This is a genomic window from Enterobacter cloacae complex sp. 277I4 (assembly GCF_050031465.1).
Classification (GTDB): Bacteria; Pseudomonadota; Gammaproteobacteria; order Enterobacterales; family Enterobacteriaceae; genus Enterobacter; species Enterobacter cloacae.
The window spans coordinates 659,889-674,318 of sequence record NZ_JBLGWC010000001.1 but is presented as its reverse complement, the minus strand read 5'-3'; the positions used below and the strand labels follow the sequence as shown (position 1 = coordinate 674,318).

Annotated in this window: 15 protein-coding genes; 3 read left to right on the top strand and 12 right to left on the bottom strand. The window is 55.9% G+C overall.

Annotated features, from left to right (window positions below; genetic code table 11):
- Complete coding sequence (gene lplA / locus ACQG19_RS03245; RefSeq protein WP_057071048.1) at positions 1–1,017, top strand: lipoate--protein ligase LplA; 1,017 nt, start codon at positions 1–3, stop codon at positions 1,015–1,017.
- A gap of 61 nt (positions 1,018–1,078) precedes the next feature.
- Here the strand turns inward: lplA and deoD are convergent, their stop codons facing one another.
- The 4 genes from deoD to deoC all read right to left on the bottom strand — a co-directional run bounded on the left by deoD (position 1,079) and on the right by deoC (position 5,362).
- On the bottom strand, positions 1,079–1,801 hold the full coding sequence (deoD, locus tag ACQG19_RS03240; RefSeq protein WP_013095492.1) for a purine-nucleoside phosphorylase: 723 nt from the start codon (positions 1,799–1,801) through the stop codon (positions 1,079–1,081).
- Positions 1,802–1,884: 83 nt separating this feature from the next.
- Positions 1,885–3,108 carry a phosphopentomutase gene (gene deoB, locus ACQG19_RS03235; RefSeq protein ID WP_013095491.1) on the bottom strand — a complete coding sequence of 408 codons (1,224 nt, stop codon included), beginning with the start codon at positions 3,106–3,108 and terminating at the stop codon, positions 1,885–1,887.
- Between the two features lie 51 nt (positions 3,109–3,159).
- Positions 3,160–4,482, bottom strand: a complete 1,323-nt coding sequence (deoA, locus tag ACQG19_RS03230; protein ID WP_246932351.1) for a thymidine phosphorylase — start codon at positions 4,480–4,482, stop codon at positions 3,160–3,162.
- Between the two features lie 100 nt (positions 4,483–4,582).
- Positions 4,583–5,362, bottom strand: a complete 780-nt coding sequence (gene deoC, locus ACQG19_RS03225) for a deoxyribose-phosphate aldolase (protein ID WP_013095489.1) — start codon at positions 5,360–5,362, stop codon at positions 4,583–4,585.
- A 262-nt stretch (positions 5,363–5,624) separates the two neighbouring features.
- On the opposite strand from deoC, the gene ACQG19_RS03220 reads away from it, so the two are divergent.
- Positions 5,625–7,172, top strand: a complete 1,548-nt coding sequence (locus ACQG19_RS03220; protein WP_246932349.1) for a YjjI family glycine radical enzyme — start codon at positions 5,625–5,627, stop codon at positions 7,170–7,172.
- The gene (locus tag ACQG19_RS03215; RefSeq protein ID WP_045902517.1) at positions 7,147–8,007 is read left to right on the top strand and encodes a YjjW family glycine radical enzyme activase; all 861 of its coding nucleotides are present in this window, start codon (positions 7,147–7,149) and stop codon (positions 8,005–8,007) included. Before ACQG19_RS03220 ends, ACQG19_RS03215 begins: the two co-directional genes overlap by 26 nt.
- Here ACQG19_RS03215 and ACQG19_RS03210 read toward each other — a convergent pair.
- The 8 genes from ACQG19_RS03210 to ACQG19_RS03175 all read right to left on the bottom strand — a co-directional run bounded on the left by ACQG19_RS03210 (position 8,002) and on the right by ACQG19_RS03175 (position 14,365).
- A complete protein-coding gene (locus ACQG19_RS03210; protein ID WP_013095486.1) occupies positions 8,002–8,784 on the bottom strand; it encodes a metal-dependent hydrolase in 783 nt (260 codons plus the stop codon). The two genes, ACQG19_RS03215 and ACQG19_RS03210, sit on opposite strands and share 6 nt — an antisense overlap.
- The gene (locus tag ACQG19_RS03205) at positions 8,781–9,833 is read right to left on the bottom strand and encodes a patatin-like phospholipase family protein (RefSeq protein ID WP_020684448.1); all 1,053 of its coding nucleotides are present in this window, start codon (positions 9,831–9,833) and stop codon (positions 8,781–8,783) included. Before ACQG19_RS03205 ends, ACQG19_RS03210 begins: the two co-directional genes overlap by 4 nt.
- Positions 9,834–9,953: 120 nt before the next feature.
- Entirely contained in the window at positions 9,954–10,115 is a 162-nt protein-coding gene (locus tag ACQG19_RS03200) for a DUF1328 domain-containing protein (protein WP_003856556.1), read from the bottom strand.
- A gap of 126 nt (positions 10,116–10,241) precedes the next feature.
- A complete protein-coding gene (osmY, locus tag ACQG19_RS03195; RefSeq protein WP_013095484.1) occupies positions 10,242–10,859 on the bottom strand; it encodes a molecular chaperone OsmY in 618 nt (205 codons plus the stop codon).
- Between the two features lie 300 nt (positions 10,860–11,159).
- Positions 11,160–12,749 carry a peptide chain release factor 3 gene (prfC, locus tag ACQG19_RS03190; protein WP_023621922.1) on the bottom strand — a complete coding sequence of 530 codons (1,590 nt, stop codon included), beginning with the start codon at positions 12,747–12,749 and terminating at the stop codon, positions 11,160–11,162.
- Between the two features lie 92 nt (positions 12,750–12,841).
- Positions 12,842–13,519 carry a pyrimidine 5'-nucleotidase gene (gene yjjG, locus ACQG19_RS03185; RefSeq protein WP_058683642.1) on the bottom strand — a complete coding sequence of 226 codons (678 nt, stop codon included), beginning with the start codon at positions 13,517–13,519 and terminating at the stop codon, positions 12,842–12,844.
- Positions 13,520–13,539: 20 nt separating this feature from the next.
- Positions 13,540–13,983: a ribosomal protein S18-alanine N-acetyltransferase gene (gene rimI / locus ACQG19_RS03180; protein ID WP_013095481.1), complete on the bottom strand. Its 444-nt coding sequence runs from the start codon at positions 13,981–13,983 to the stop codon at positions 13,540–13,542.
- Positions 13,952–14,365: a DNA polymerase III subunit psi gene (locus tag ACQG19_RS03175; protein WP_029882663.1), complete on the bottom strand. Its 414-nt coding sequence runs from the start codon at positions 14,363–14,365 to the stop codon at positions 13,952–13,954. Before ACQG19_RS03175 ends, rimI begins: the two co-directional genes overlap by 32 nt.
- Between the last annotated feature and the right edge of the window lie 65 nt (positions 14,366–14,430).

Here is a 14,430-nt window from a genome sequence, read left to right as displayed (position 1 = left end):
ATGACGACGTTACGCCTGCTGCTCTCTGACTCTTACGATCCGTGGTTTAATCTTGCGGTGGAAGAGTGCATCTTCCGCCAGATGCCCGCCACCCAACGCGTGCTGTTTCTCTGGCGCAATGCCGACACGGTGGTCATTGGCCGCGCGCAGAATCCGTGGAAAGAGTGTAACACCCGGCGTATGGAAGAGGACAACGTCCGTCTGGCGCGCCGCAGCAGCGGCGGTGGTGCGGTATTCCACGATCTGGGCAATACCTGCTTTACCTTTATGGCGGGTAAACCGGAATACGACAAGACCATCTCAACGTCCATTGTCCTCAACGCGCTCAATTCGCTCGGCGTGACGGCAGAAGCCTCCGGGCGTAACGATCTGGTGGTCAAAACCCCCGATGGAGATCGCAAAGTGTCAGGCTCAGCCTATCGCGAAACACTGGATCGCGGCTTCCACCACGGCACCCTTCTTCTTAACGCCGATCTCAGCCGTCTGGCGAACTACCTGAATCCCGACAAGAAAAAACTGCAGGCCAAAGGGATCACTTCCGTGCGGGGGCGCGTGGCCAACCTGGTTGAGCTTCTGCCGGACATCACTCACGCGCAAATCTGCGAGGCGATCCAGGAAGCCTTCTTTGCCCATTACGGTGAGCGCGTAGAGGCAGAGGTGATCTCCCCGGATAAAACCCCGGATCTGCCCAATTTCGCCGAGACTTTTGCCCGCCAGAGCAGCTGGGAGTGGAACTTTGGCCAGGCGCCTGCCTTTTCGCATCTGCTTGACGAACGCTTTACCTGGGGCGGCGTGGAGCTACACTTTGACGTAGAGAAAGGTCATATCACCCGCACGCAGGTATTTACGGACAGCCTTAACCCGGCGCCGTTAGAGGCGCTGGCGGCTCGTTTGCAGGGCTGTTTGTATCGGGCGGATATGCTGCAGCAGGAATGCGATGCGTTGATCGGGGATTTCCCGGGGCAGGAAAATGAGCTGAGGGAGTTGTCAGCGTGGATTGCACGGGCCGTGCGCTAGGTGCGGCCTGGTGCTCTCACCCCAACCCTCTCCCACAGGGAGAGGGTCGGAAGAGACAGAATTACTCTTTATCGCCCAGCAGAACGGATTCCAGCGCGATTTTGATCATGTCGTTGAAGGTGGTCTGACGCTCAGCAGCCGTGGTCTGCTCGTGGGTACGGATGTGGTCAGAGACGGTGCAGATGGTCAGCGCTTTCGCACCGAACTCAGCCGCGACGCCGTAGATGCCCGCCGCTTCCATTTCCACGCCCAGGATGCCGTATTTTTCCATCACGTCGAACATCTCGCCGCCGTCCGGCGCATAGAACAGATCCGCAGAGAACAGGTTACCCACGCGAGCATCAACGCCCAGCGCTTTAGCCGCGTCAACCGCGTTACGCACCATGCCGAAATCAGCAATCGCCGCGAAGTCGTGATCTTTGAAACGCATACGGTTGACTTTGGAATCGGTGCAGGCACCCATACCAATCACCACATCACGCAGTTTAACGTCCATGCGCACCGCGCCGCAGGAGCCAACACGGATGATTTTCTTCACGCCGAAATCGGTGATCAGCTCTTTGGTGTAGATGGAGCAGGATGGGATACCCATACCGTGGCCCATCACGGAGATTTTGCGGCCTTTGTACGTTCCGGTGAAGCCCAGCATGCCGCGAACGTTGTTCACTTCACGCACGTCTTCCAGGAAAGTTTCTGCAATGTGTTTCGCGCGCAGCGGGTCGCCCGGCATCAATACGACGTCAGCGAAATCACCCATTTCTGCGTTAATGTGAGGAGTTGCCATCTTCAGTTCCTTTTCATTGTAAATTCTCCCTCTCCCCGTGGGAGAGGGTTGGGGTGAGGGCATCAGGCCGCACCCAACATAACTCAGAACATCGCCTTGCCATATTCCATGTCAGACGTGCCAAAATATTTCGCAATCGTCTGGCCGATGTCCGCGAAGGTTTCACGGTGACCCAGCGAGCCCGGTTTCACTTTCGGGCCGTACACCAGCACCGGAATATGCTCACGGGTGTGGTCAGTACCGGTCCAGGTTGGGTCACAGCCGTGATCAGCGGTCAGGATCAGAATGTCATCTTCACCCACCAGCTCCATCAGTTCTGGCAGACGACGGTCGAACAGCTCCAGACCGGCCGCATAACCCGCCACGTCGCGACGGTGGCCCCAGGAGGAGTCGAAGTCGACGAAGTTGGTGAAGACGATGGTGTTATCACCCGCTTCTTTCATCTCTTTGACGGTCGCGTCAAACAGCGCATCCAGGCCGGTGGCTTTCACCTTTTTGGTGATACCACAGTTGGCGTAGATATCGGCGATTTTACCCACGGAAACCACGTGACCGCCTTTCTCATCAACCAGTTTCTGCAGCACGGTAGGTGCCGGTGGCTCAACGGCCAGGTCGTGACGGTTACCGGTACGCTGGAAGTTACCCGCTTTGTCGCCGATAAACGGACGCGCGATAACACGACCAATGTTGTAGCCGCCTTCGGTCAGCTCTTCACGGGCGATTTCGCACAGCTCGTACAGTTTATCCAGGCCAAACGTCTCTTCGTGGCAGGCAATCTGGAATACGGAGTCAGCAGAGGTGTAGAAAATCGGCTTACCGGTTTTCATGTGCTCTTCGCCGAGCTGATCCAGAATCACAGTACCGGAAGAGTGGCAGTTACCGAGGTAGCCCGGCAGGTTGGCGCGTTTCACCAGCTTATCAAGCAGTTCCTGCGGGAAGCTGTTCTCGTGATCGGAGAAATAGCCCCAGTCAAACAGAACCGGCACACCGGCGATTTCCCAGTGTCCAGACGGGGTGTCTTTACCGGAAGAGAGCTCATGCGCCCAGGCGTAAGCGCCCACCACTTCCGCGTTGCCGTCCATACCGGCAGCGATTTTACCGGTAGAACCTTCATGCGCTTTCACCAGACCGAGGCGGGTCAGATTGGGCAGAGTCAGAGGGCCTTTACGACCGTTGTCCGCTTCGCCTTTCGCACAGGCTTCCGCGATGTGACCCATGGTATCGGAACCCACGTCACCAAAACGTTCTGCATCTTCGGTTGCGCCGATGCCGAATGAGTCCAGCACCATAATAAATGCACGTTTCATAATTGTTCTCCGTACGTAGTGCTAAAAATGATTGATCAGATCAGTATACCGCTATTCGGTGATACGACGATAGACCGAAGGCGAGCTTTCTGGTGCTTTATCAGCAAGCGTAATAGCCGCTTTCACCGCCTTCGCCGCCTCCTGCCAGCTGGCTTCGTCTTTGGCGTGGATCACCGCCAGCGGACGTTCTCCGTCAACGCTGTCGCCCAGACGGGCCATATCGGTAAAGCCAACGCTGTAATCAATGGTGTCCGATGCCTGACGACGGCCGCCGCCCATCGAGACCACCGCCATACCCAGTGCACGGGTGTCCATAGCAGAGACGAAACCTTCGCTATCGGCATAAACGGCTTTGCTGAGCGTCGCGGTCGGCAGGTATTTCGCGTAGTTTTCCACGAAGTCGGTCGGGCCTTTTTGCGCCGCCACCATGCGGCCAAAGATCTCTGCCGCTTTGCCGTTATCCAGCACCGCCTGCAGCTTCGCGCGCGCTTCAGCGTCGTCTTTCGCCAGTTTGCCTGAAATCAGCATCTCGACGCACAGCGCCATGGTCACGTCGAACAGTCGTGGGTTGCGGTGTTCGCCTGTCAGGAACTGAACGGCTTCGCGCACTTCGACGGCGTTACCGGCGCTGGAGGCCAGCACCTGATTCATGTCCGTCAGCAGTGCGGTGGTGCGCACGCCTGCGCCGTTGGCAACGCCAACGATCGCTTCAGCAAGCTGAGCAGAGAGTTCATAGGTTGGCATAAACGCGCCGCTACCCACTTTTACGTCCATTACCAGCGCGTCCAGCCCTTCTGCCAGTTTCTTCGCCAGAATAGAGGCGGTGATCAGCGGGATGGAGTCAACGGTTGCGGTGATATCGCGGGTTGCGTAGAAGCGCTTGTCTGCCGGGGCAAGCGAGCTGGTCTGGCCGATGATCGCCACGCCAACGTCTTTAATAATTTCGCGGAAGCGGTTGTCATCCGGGAAGATATCGAAGCCCGGAATGGCTTCCAGTTTGTCGAGCGTACCGCCGGTGTGTCCCAGGCCGCGCCCGGAGATCATCGGGATATAACCGCCGCAGGCCGCCACCATGGGGCCGAGCATCAGAGACGTTACATCGCCTACGCCGCCGGTGGAGTGTTTATCGACAATCGGACCGTTGAGGTTGAGGCTCTTCCAGTCCAGTACGGTTCCTGAATCTCGCATCGCCATGGTCAACGAGACACGCTCAGGCATCGACATATCGTGGAAGAAGATGGTCATCGCCAGGGCTGCAATCTGCCCTTCTGAGATGGTGTTATCTCGAATGCCGTTGATAAAGAAGCGGATCTCTTCGTCGCTTAATGCATGACCATCACGTTTTTTACGAATAATTTCTTGTGCGAGAAACACGGTAACCCCCATGAGGAATCGGGTGAATGATGGCGGGTACGATATACCCGACCACGATCCTGTAGGCCGGGTAAGCGTAGCGCCACCCGGCAATTCAAACTTAGTAGCTGCTGGCGCTCTTACCGTCGCCATGACCCAGCGCTTTCAGCAGGCTTGCCAGCAGGCTGGACGCGCCGAAGCGGTAGTGACGTGAGTCCGCCCACTCTTCGCCGAACAGCTCGTCGGCAATCGCCAGGAACTGCTGCGCGTCTTCCGCAGTACGCACGCCGCCCGCCGGTTTAAAGCCCACAGTTTTGGACACGCCCATATCGCGGATCACTTCCATCATGATGCGCGCGCTTTCCGGGGTCGCATTCACCGGCACTTTACCGGTAGAGGTTTTAATGAAATCCGCACCGGCTTTGATGGAGATTTCGGACGCTTTACGAATCAGCGCTTCTTCTTTCAGTTCGCCGGTTTCGATGATCACTTTCAGCAGCACGTTTGCCGCCGCGCAGGCGTCTTTACAGGCTTTCACCAGGTCAAAGCCCACCTGCTCGTTGCCCGCGATCAGCGCACGGTACGGGAATACCACGTCAACTTCGTCTGCGCCGTAGGCAATCGCCGCGCGGGTTTCCGCCAGCGCGATCTCGATATCGTCGTTGCCGTGCGGGAAGTTAGTTACGGTTGCAATGCGCACGTCCGGGGTACCCTGCTCTTTCAGCGTTTTGCGGGCAATCGGGATAAAGCGCGGATAGATGCAGACAGCGGCAGTGTTGCCCACTGGCGTTTTCGCCTGATGACACAGGGCGATGACTTTTTCATTGGTGTCGTCATCGTTCAGGGTGGTCAGGTCCATCAGTTTCAACGCGCGCAGGCTGCTTGCAGTTAAATCGGTCATAACATTCTCCAACGGCGGTGCCGTATCAATTTTACCTTGCGGGTCTGTGAGTATTCTAACATCCACCCGCATTCACACTTCGACATTCATCACAGTTAATGAAAACTACGTACAAATTTGCATTACTGTAATGAGATCTGATTCAAACTTTAATGCGTGAACTGCTGACGAATGCAGCGATTCCCCTCGTCAGATCAAAAGCCCTGACGGGATGGCTTCCTACAATCCGTTCATCATCCGCAGAACAATCAAGGAAGCGAACATGCCCCACGCCAGCCCCGACGCCCTGCAACAACGTTGCCAGCACATTGTGACAAGCCCGGTATTAACCCCGGAACAGAAGCGTCATTTTCTGGCGCTGGAAGCGGAAAACAATCTGCCTTATCCGGCACTTCCTGAGGCGGCTCGTGCCGCGCTGGACAAGGGATTTATCTGCGACATGTTTGAAGGCCACGCGCCCTATAAACCCCGTTATGTTCTGCCGGATTACGCAACGTTTCTGGCTAAAGGTTCAGAATGGCTGGAGCTGGAGGGGGCGAAAGATCTGGATGACGCGCTCTCGCTGTTAACCATTCTCTACCATCATGTGCCGTCAGTAACATCAATGCCGGTCTATCTCGGTCACCTTGATGCCTTACTGCAACCCTATGTTAGAATTCTAACACAAGAAGCGATCGATAGCCGAATAAAACGTTTCTGGCGCTATCTCGACAGAACGTTGCCGGACGCCTTTACGCACGTCAACATCGGTCCGGCAGATACCCCCATCACCCGCGCCATTTTGCGTGCCGATGCAGAATTGAAGCAGGCTGCACCGAATCTGACGTTTATTTATGACCCGGACGTGACGCCGGACGATCTCCTGCTTGAGGTGGCAAAAAATATCTGTGAATGCAGCAAACTGCATATTTCCCATGGCCCGGTGAATGATAAAATTTTCACAAAAGGCCGCTATGGCATCGTGAGCTGTTACAACTCGCTGCCGCTGGCGGGCGGCGGCAGTACGCTGGTCCGCCTCAATCTGCGGACGATTGCTGAACACAGCGCGTCACCCGACGATTTCTTCACGCGTATGTTGCCGCACTACTGTCAGCAGCAAATGGCCACCATTGATGCCCGCTGCGCGTTTCTCTATCAACAATCCGGCTTCTTTGAGAATAGCTTCCTGGTGAAAGAGGGGCTGATTGATGCCGATCGCTTTGTACCGATGTTTGGCATGTACGGCATGGCAGAGGCGGTGAATACGCTTTGCGAAAAAGCGGGTATCGACGGCCGTTACGGTAAGAGCGAGCAGGCTAACGCGCTGGGCTATCGCATCAGCGAGCAGCTGGCGGCGTTTGTGGAAAACACGCCGGTGAAATACGGCTGGAAACAGCGCGCGATGCTCCATGCACAGTCGGGAATAAGTTCAGATGTCGGTACCACTCCGGGCGCGCGTCTGCCGTACGGCGACGAGCCGGATCCCATCACTCATCTGCTGGCCGTGGCGCCGCATCACCCGCACTACTCCGCCGGGATCAGCGACATTCTAACGCTGGATGAGACGGTAAAACGCAATCCGCAGGCGGTCGTGCAGCTGTGCCTGGGGGCGTTTAAGGCCGGTATGCGGGAATTTACCGCCAACGTAGCCGGTAACGATCTGGTGCGCGTGACCGGCTATATGGTGCGGCTGTCGGATCTGGCACAGTATCGCGAAGCCGGATCGCGCACCAATACCACCTGGCTTGGCGAAGAAGCCGCACGCAATACCCGCATTCTGGAACGTCAGCCGCGCGTGGTCAGCCATGAACAGCAGATGCGCTTTAGTTAGTCAGGTTATCCCCTTCTCCTGCGTGGACGGGCCGGGCAGCCGCCTGGCCCTCTTCCTGCAGGGCTGTAACCTGCGCTGTAAAACCTGCCACAACCCGTGGACCATCGGGCGCTGCAACGACTGCGGCGACTGCGTGCCCCACTGCCCGCACGATGCACTGAACATTCAGGCCGGGCGCGTCTGGTGGCAGGAGAGTCGGTGCCAGCAGTGCGATACCTGCCTGCATCTGTGCCAGCAGCAGGCAACGCCAATGGCGCAGCGCCTGAGCGTGGAAGAGATCCTCGCGCAGGTCCGTAAAGCCGCCCCTTTTATTGAAGGGGTTACCGTGAGCGGCGGCGAAGCCACCACCCAGTTGCCGTTTTTGATCGCCCTGTTCACGGCGATCAAAACGGATCCCGCCCTGCGCCACCTGACGTGTCTGGTGGACAGCAACGGTCTGCTGGGGGAAACCGGCTGGCAAAGGCTGCTGCCGGTACTGGATGGCGCGATGGTGGATCTCAAGGCCTGGGGAAACGAACATCACCGCGTGCTGACCGGACGCGAAAACCCGCAGATTAAGCAAAGCATTCGCTGGCTGGCGCAGCATCAGCGGCTGACGGAACTGCGTTTACTGATGATCCCTGAGCAGTGCGATTATCTGGAGCATCTTAAGCCCCTGACAACATTTATCCTTGGGCTGGGGAATGTGCCGGTGCGCATTAACGCGTTTCACGCGCACGGGGTTTACGGCGAGGCGGCGTCATGGCGCAGCGCTACACCGGAGGACATCGAGCCGCTGGCGCTGGCGCTCGAAAAACAGCACATCACGGTGATCCGCCCGGCACTTTACCTATAGCGTGATGCCAAACAGCGCGCGGGTATTTTCCAGCAGCGCATCTGCAATCTCCGTTTCCGGCTCCTCACGCAGTTCACACAGCGTGGTAAACACGCGTGCCGCCTGTTCCGGGCGGTTCGGCTGTCCCTGAAAACCGTTTAATGGCATATCAGGAGCATCCGTTTCCAGTAACAGAGCAGACAGCGGTAACTGTGCCATTACGTCGCGCGTTTTGCTGGCCCGGGGATAGGTAATGGTACCGCCCACGCCAATCTTATAGCCCAGTTCAATAAAACGCTGCGCCTGCTGCAGGCTACCGGAGAAACCGTGCACTACCCCTTTTCGCGGCAGATCGATGCGTTTCAGGTGCATCGCCAGTTTGTCGTGCGTACGTCGTGAGTGGAGGATCACCGGCAGATCGTGACGCTTTGCCAGCCTGAGCTGGGCATCAAAGATCCTCTGCTGGCGTTCAAACTGCGGATTATCGCGATAGAGATCGAGGCCGATCTCACCCATCGCGACCAGTTTGTTTTCGCGGGTTTGCAGCGCCGCATCCAGTACGTCGAGATGTTCGTCCAGATGGTGTTCTATCACTATAGGATGCAGACCCAGCGCGGCATACAGCGCATCATGGCGGCGGGCGAGATCAAGCACGCGCTCGAATCTGTCCACTTCGATTGCAGGCACAATCATCGCGTGGATACCCGCCTGAGCGGCGCGCTCAATGCTCTGCGTCTCGTCCCCCGTAAACGGCGGAAAATCAAAGTGGCAGTGGGTATCAACAAAACGGTGCGTCACGCCAGATCCTCGTTATCCAGTAAAGCGTCATTCGCCTGCGGGACATCCACCAGTGGCACGGTCAGCGGATCGTTAGCCACAATCGCAGGCGGCGTAATAATGTGTTTATGCCGGTGCAGCGGCGGTTGCTCTGCCAGCATTTTTCCAACCGTCGCCAGGAAGTAGCGTCCGCACAGTCGCCCCGTTTTATAATCTGCACGCAGCGCGGGAACACGGCTGCCGAGCGCCATACTGACCAGCGGTTTCGGCGGATAAATTTCAAAAATACGCAGCTTACCCGGCGGTTTTTCAATAAAGCGTTGCATCGCGCCGTAGGTGGTTTCATGCTGCTTCGCGATATTCACCAGCGGCTGCAGACTGCTGTCGCCCAGCCAGCGCTCCATCCGTTTAAACCACTGCGGCGTGTAGTACATTTGCGACGGCACAGTGCGGATCACCACAATGGTTTTTGCCCCCCGCCGGGCCGCTTCCTGCACCGGCACCGCGTCACTGATGCCGCCGTCGAGATAGCTGATGCCGTCCAGCAGCGCGCCGGTCCGATAAAAGCCGGGAATGGCGCTGGAGGCACGGATGATATCCAGCCAGTTCTCTTTTTGCGGAGAGAAATAGCCCGGGGAATAATCATCGCCCCGGCTGGCGCACATCCAGAATTCTTTGCCGCTATCAAACAGGCGTGCGGCGGTATCCATCGCCAGCGGCATCTGGCTGGAGGTGGATTCCAGCAGCCAGTCGAGATCGATCAGGTTGCCGCCGCGCACGAAGCGCACCGGGTTAAAAAATTCTTTCGCCGTGGTGTAGCGCATAATGACTTTTCGCGCGTAGCCAGGCTGGTTACAGACATAGGCAGACAAGTTCTGCGCCCCGGCAGACGTGCCGAAGTAAAGGTCAAACGGGTTGAATTGCGCGCGCATAAATTCATCCAGCACGCCGGCGGTAAAAATGCCGCGCTGCCCGCCCCCCTCGCAAACCAGCGCAAGTTGACCAGCACGAAACGGTTTTAACGTCAGCGGCGCAATATTGCCGAGCGTAACGGGAATTCGTTGCCCCACCTCTGCTTTCCTGTTTTGATTATTTTCTCTCTCCACAGTAACGCACCCGACCAGCAACGCAAATAAGAAAAAGCCAGTCATAACGACTGGCTTTTTTTTGTTTAAGGAATATTGCGTTTGCTACGGACGTCTGCGTCCCGTAAACAGGCTCACCAGGAACAGGATGATACCGACAACGAAGACAATTTTAGCTGCCCAGGCCGCTGTACCCGCCAGTCCGCCAAAGCCCAAAGCGGCGGCAATTAACGCGATAACCAGAAATATAATGCCCCAACGAAACATAAGCCTCTCCTTTACCATAGTTAATGTCGGCCGCTAAATATGAGCGCTCAGGTCACTCACCGGCGTTTTTCCAGAGTCATTTTTATTTCGCCCGCAGGGCTGGCCTGTCGGGCGAATCGTGCAGGTTTACTTCGTTTTCAGATCGTTTTTAACGCTTTTCACACCATCAATCGCTTTCGCAATGGATTCGGCGCGGTCAATTTGCGCCTGAGAATCTACCGTACCGGAAAGCTGAACCACACCGTCGGTGGTTTCCACTTTGACTTTACGCGATGGCACGATGTCGTCAGCTAACAGTTTAGCTTTGATTTCGCTGGTCGTAGCGGCATCGCCTGCATAGCCTTTCACCGACGCGTTTTTGCTGTCACGGACGTGCAGTTTGTCACTTACAGACGCAACGCCTTCAACTCCCTTCGCCACTTTGACCGCCTGTTCGGCCTGGGCCTGGCTTTCAACAAAGCCACTCAGGGTGACAACTTTTTGCTCGGTTTTTACGGAAATATCGGTGCTCTTGATAGCTTCATCATCTACCAGCGCGGCTTTCACTTTTGCTGTGATTGAGCTGTCATCCATGAAATTACCGACTTTATTCATAGAGCTATCGATTTTTTCCCCTGCGGTATTAGCGGTGTTTTGCGCTTTATCCATGGTGCTGGATTCCGCCAGAGCGGAGCCGCTTACCAGAACGCTACCCAATGTCACCGCCAGCAGAGTTTTAGAAATCTTCAGTCTTGTCATATTCATCGATGTATTCCTGTGTTTTGCCCGTTATTCGGGCTACATACTTCCTTAGTAGTTTTATATATTGCGAATAGACACACGGGCAAAATGGAGAACCTAAAGTCATGCATTGAACAGTTTATTCATCCACGCCCGGAGCTAAACACTGAGTTAAATATAGATCACTCTCACAGAGGTGCTTTCAGTTTCGGGCAAAAAACGAGCAAAAAGCGCGAAAATGCGATGAATTAAGAACATTCCGCAAGGGACTAATAAGACAGGAAATAAAGAAGAGCACGGCGGCTGCCGTGCTCTGAGAGGGGATTAGTGTTCGCGCGTTTTGCGGAACTGTACGTCAGGATAACGTTCCTGCGTCAGATTCAGGTTAACCATGGTTGGGGCGATATAGGTCAGATTATCACCGCCATCCAGCGCCAGCTGAACTTCGTTCTTACGCTTGAACTCTTCGAATTTCTTCACGTCAGCACATTCAACCCAGCGCGCGGTCGCCACGTTGACCGATTCGTAAATCGCTTCCACGTTGTATTCGCTCTTCAGACGCGCAACCACCACGTCGAACTGCAGCACACCCACCGCACCCACGATCAGATCGTTATTCGCGATTGGACGGAAGACCTGCACAGCACCCTCTTCGGAAAGCTGCACCAGCCCTTTCAGCAACTGTTTCTGCTTCAGCGGATCTTTCAGGCGAATGCGGCGGAACAGCTCTGGCGCGAAGTTCGGAATCCCGGTGAACTTCATCATTTCGCCCTGCGTGAAGGTATCGCCGATCTGGATGGTGCCATGGTTATGCAGACCGATAATGTCACCCGGATACGCTTCTTCCACGTGCGAACGGTCGCCCGCCATGAAGGTCAGCGCGTCGGAGATCACCACATCTTTACCGATACGCACCTGACGCAGCTTCATACCCTTTTCATACTTGCCGGACACCACGCGCATAAAGGCCACGCGGTCACGGTGTTTCGGGTCCATATTAGCCTGAATTTTAAAGACGAAGCCGGTGAACTTCTCTTCTTTCGCTTCCACTTCACGGGTGTCGGTTTTACGTGGCATCGGCTGCGGCGCCCACTCCACCAGACCGTCGAGCATATGGTCGACGCCGAAGTTACCCAGAGCGGTACCAAAGAAGACCGGGGTAATTTCGCCGCTCAGGAACAGCTCTTTATCGAACTCATGAGATGCCCCTTTCACCAGCTCCAGCTCGTCACGCAGCTGTGCAGCCAGCTCGTCACCCACCGCGGCGTCCAGATCCGGGTTATCCAGACCTTTCACGATGCGCACTTCCTGAATGGTGTGGCCTTTACCTGTCTGATACAGATAGGTTTCGTCTTTATAAAGGTGGTAAACCCCTTTGAACAATTTACCGCAGCCAATTGGCCAGGTGATGGGCGCACAGGCAATCTTCAGCTCGTTTTCCACTTCATCCATCAGCTCCATCGGATCACGGATGTCACGGTCGAGTTTGTTCATAAAGGTGAGGATTGGCGTATCGCGCAGACGGGTCACTTCCATCAGCTTACGGGTACGGTCTTCTACACCTTTTGCGGCGTCGATCACCATCAGGCAGCAGTCCACCGCCGTCAGCGTACGGTAGGTATCTTCGGAGAAGTCTTCGTGGCCTGGGGTGTCCAGCAGGTTCACCAGGCAGTCGTGATACGGGAACTGCATCACGGAGGTGGTAATCGAAATACCACGCTGTTTTTCCATCTCCATCCAGTCAGATTTTGCGTGCTGGCTGGAGCCACGGCCCTTTACGGTACCGGCGGTCTGGATGGCCTGTCCGAACAGCAGCACCTTCTCGGTGATGGTGGTTTTACCGGCATCCGGGTGCGAGATAATGGCAAAAGTGCGGCGTTTGGCCACCTCTTGCAGATAAGGAGACAACGTCATAATCAAATCTTCTTATATAAGCGCGACAGCAGGCCGCGCATCATGGAATACGAAAAATGCGGCTATTTTACCCATCAATGGGGGGCAGGCAATCATTGTTTACACAGGAGCTGCTCCAGTTCGTTCAACGACGTTACGGTCCAGGTTGGCTCAATACCTTCTGGCTTCATGCGGCCATGCGCATTCAACCAGACGGTCGACAGACCAGAATTCATGCCGCCCAGAATATCCGACTCCGCGGTATCACCCACCATCAGCACACGGTCGCGATCGGGGTTGCCGGCTTGAGCCAGTGCATAATCAAAAATACGCGGATCCGGCTTCGGCACGCCCACCTCTTCTGAGATCACCAGCGCGTCGAAATGATCGCGCAGGCCCGTGCGCTCAAGGCGAATCTGCTGCAGCGCGGTAAAACCGTTGGTGATGATCCCCAGTTTGACCTTGCCTTTCAGCGAATCAAGCAGGGAAACCGCCCCCGGCAGCGGGGCGCAGATATCGGCCATCGCATTGAGGAATGCCTCGTTTAACGTGCCTGGACTTACATTTAACCGTTCGGCCCAGACATCGAAACGCTGGTGCTGCAGTTGTAACGCGGTGATGGCACCGTTCTGGTAATCCACCCATAGCGGTTTATTCACCGCCTGATAGTCCTGAAAATCTTCAGCGGTGAAGGTCACGCTATAGTCCAAAAACATCCGCTGTAAACCACCGAACGAATCGAACGTAAAGAGCGTTTCGTCGGCGTCAAAGAAAATCCAGTCCCATTTCATCGTTACAACCTTATTTTTCGTTATCCAATCGGCAGAGCCATAATAATGGCGTCTTCACGTCCCTCTGCGGTCGGGTAGTAGTTACGGCGAATTGTCGCCTCGTTAAAGCCTAAGCTTTCATAGAGCGCGATGGCGGCGACATTTGACGCGCGCACCTCCAGCCACAGGGTGAAAACGTCACGGGTTTCGAGCTCACGAATGAGATGCGTAAGCAGTTCTCTTCCCAGCCCACGGCGTTGAAACGCGGGATCCACCGCGATATTAAACAGCGTGGCCTCATCCAGAACGACCTGGGTTATCGCAAATGCAGCCAGGGTGCCGTCAACGTCCAGGCGGTAATTTAGATACCGTTCGCCCTGATTGCTGGCGAGTGTCTTTTCGCTCCACGGAAACGCATGGGCGCGTGTTTCAATCGCATACGCCGCAGGCAGATCAGGCGTCGTGAGGGAAGAAATCGTGTTCATATTCGCAGATTTGTTGCCATAGCGCGCTTCGCGCTTTTGGGTTGGCTTTCAGCTCTTCCAGCACGGGGGAGCTGATCTGGCTCCCGGAAAGGGATATGTCGTTTGTCTCGCCCATTCGCCAGCAGTTGCAATGGCTGTCAGGAGGAAGCATGGCGACCCTGTCCGGCGTCAGCTGTAAAACCTGGTCGGCCGTCAGCTTCAGGCTGCGAAGGACATCACCAATCAGGGCATCATTCAGGGCAGGCAGTTCTTCCGCCACCATCACCAGACGCACATGCGCAGGGATGGCGATGGCGATTTCACCCTGCAACGCCGTCGGGCGACGCAAGACCCACTGGGTGATACCCAGCTGCTGCAACTGCCAGTCACGTCGGGATGTCATAGCGAAAACTCCTGTCTCTCAGGCGCGCAAATATAGCAAATGTGTCGAAAGTGCGCCATCTACCT

What these genes read in the sequence shown, in the direction of transcription:
- deoC (WP_013095489.1), bottom strand. Translation starts at nt 5,362, where the DNA reads ATGACCGATTTAACTGCAAGCAGCCTGCGCGCGTTGAAACTGATGGAC.
- lplA (WP_057071048.1), top strand. Translation starts at nt 1, where the DNA reads ATGACGACGTTACGCCTGCTGCTCTCTGACTCTTACGATCCGTGGTTT.
- deoD (WP_013095492.1), bottom strand. Translation starts at nt 1,801, where the DNA reads ATGGCAACTCCTCACATTAACGCAGAAATGGGTGATTTCGCTGACGTC.
- rimI (WP_013095481.1), bottom strand. Translation starts at nt 13,983, where the DNA reads ATGAACACGATTTCTTCCCTCACGACGCCTGATCTGCCTGCGGCGTAT.
- ACQG19_RS03220 (WP_246932349.1), top strand. Translation starts at nt 5,625, where the DNA reads ATGCCCCACGCCAGCCCCGACGCCCTGCAACAACGTTGCCAGCACATT.
- deoB (WP_013095491.1), bottom strand. Translation starts at nt 3,108, where the DNA reads ATGAAACGTGCATTTATTATGGTGCTGGACTCATTCGGCATCGGCGCA.
- ACQG19_RS03200 (WP_003856556.1), bottom strand. Translation starts at nt 10,115, where the DNA reads ATGTTTCGTTGGGGCATTATATTTCTGGTTATCGCGTTAATTGCCGCC.
- ACQG19_RS03175 (WP_029882663.1), bottom strand. Translation starts at nt 14,365, where the DNA reads ATGACATCCCGACGTGACTGGCAGTTGCAGCAGCTGGGTATCACCCAG.
- osmY (WP_013095484.1), bottom strand. Translation starts at nt 10,859, where the DNA reads ATGAATATGACAAGACTGAAGATTTCTAAAACTCTGCTGGCGGTGACA.
- ACQG19_RS03215 (WP_045902517.1), top strand. Translation starts at nt 7,147, where the DNA reads ATGAACAGCAGATGCGCTTTAGTTAGTCAGGTTATCCCCTTCTCCTGC.
- yjjG (WP_058683642.1), bottom strand. Translation starts at nt 13,519, where the DNA reads ATGAAATGGGACTGGATTTTCTTTGACGCCGACGAAACGCTCTTTACG.
- prfC (WP_023621922.1), bottom strand. Translation starts at nt 12,749, where the DNA reads ATGACGTTGTCTCCTTATCTGCAAGAGGTGGCCAAACGCCGCACTTTT.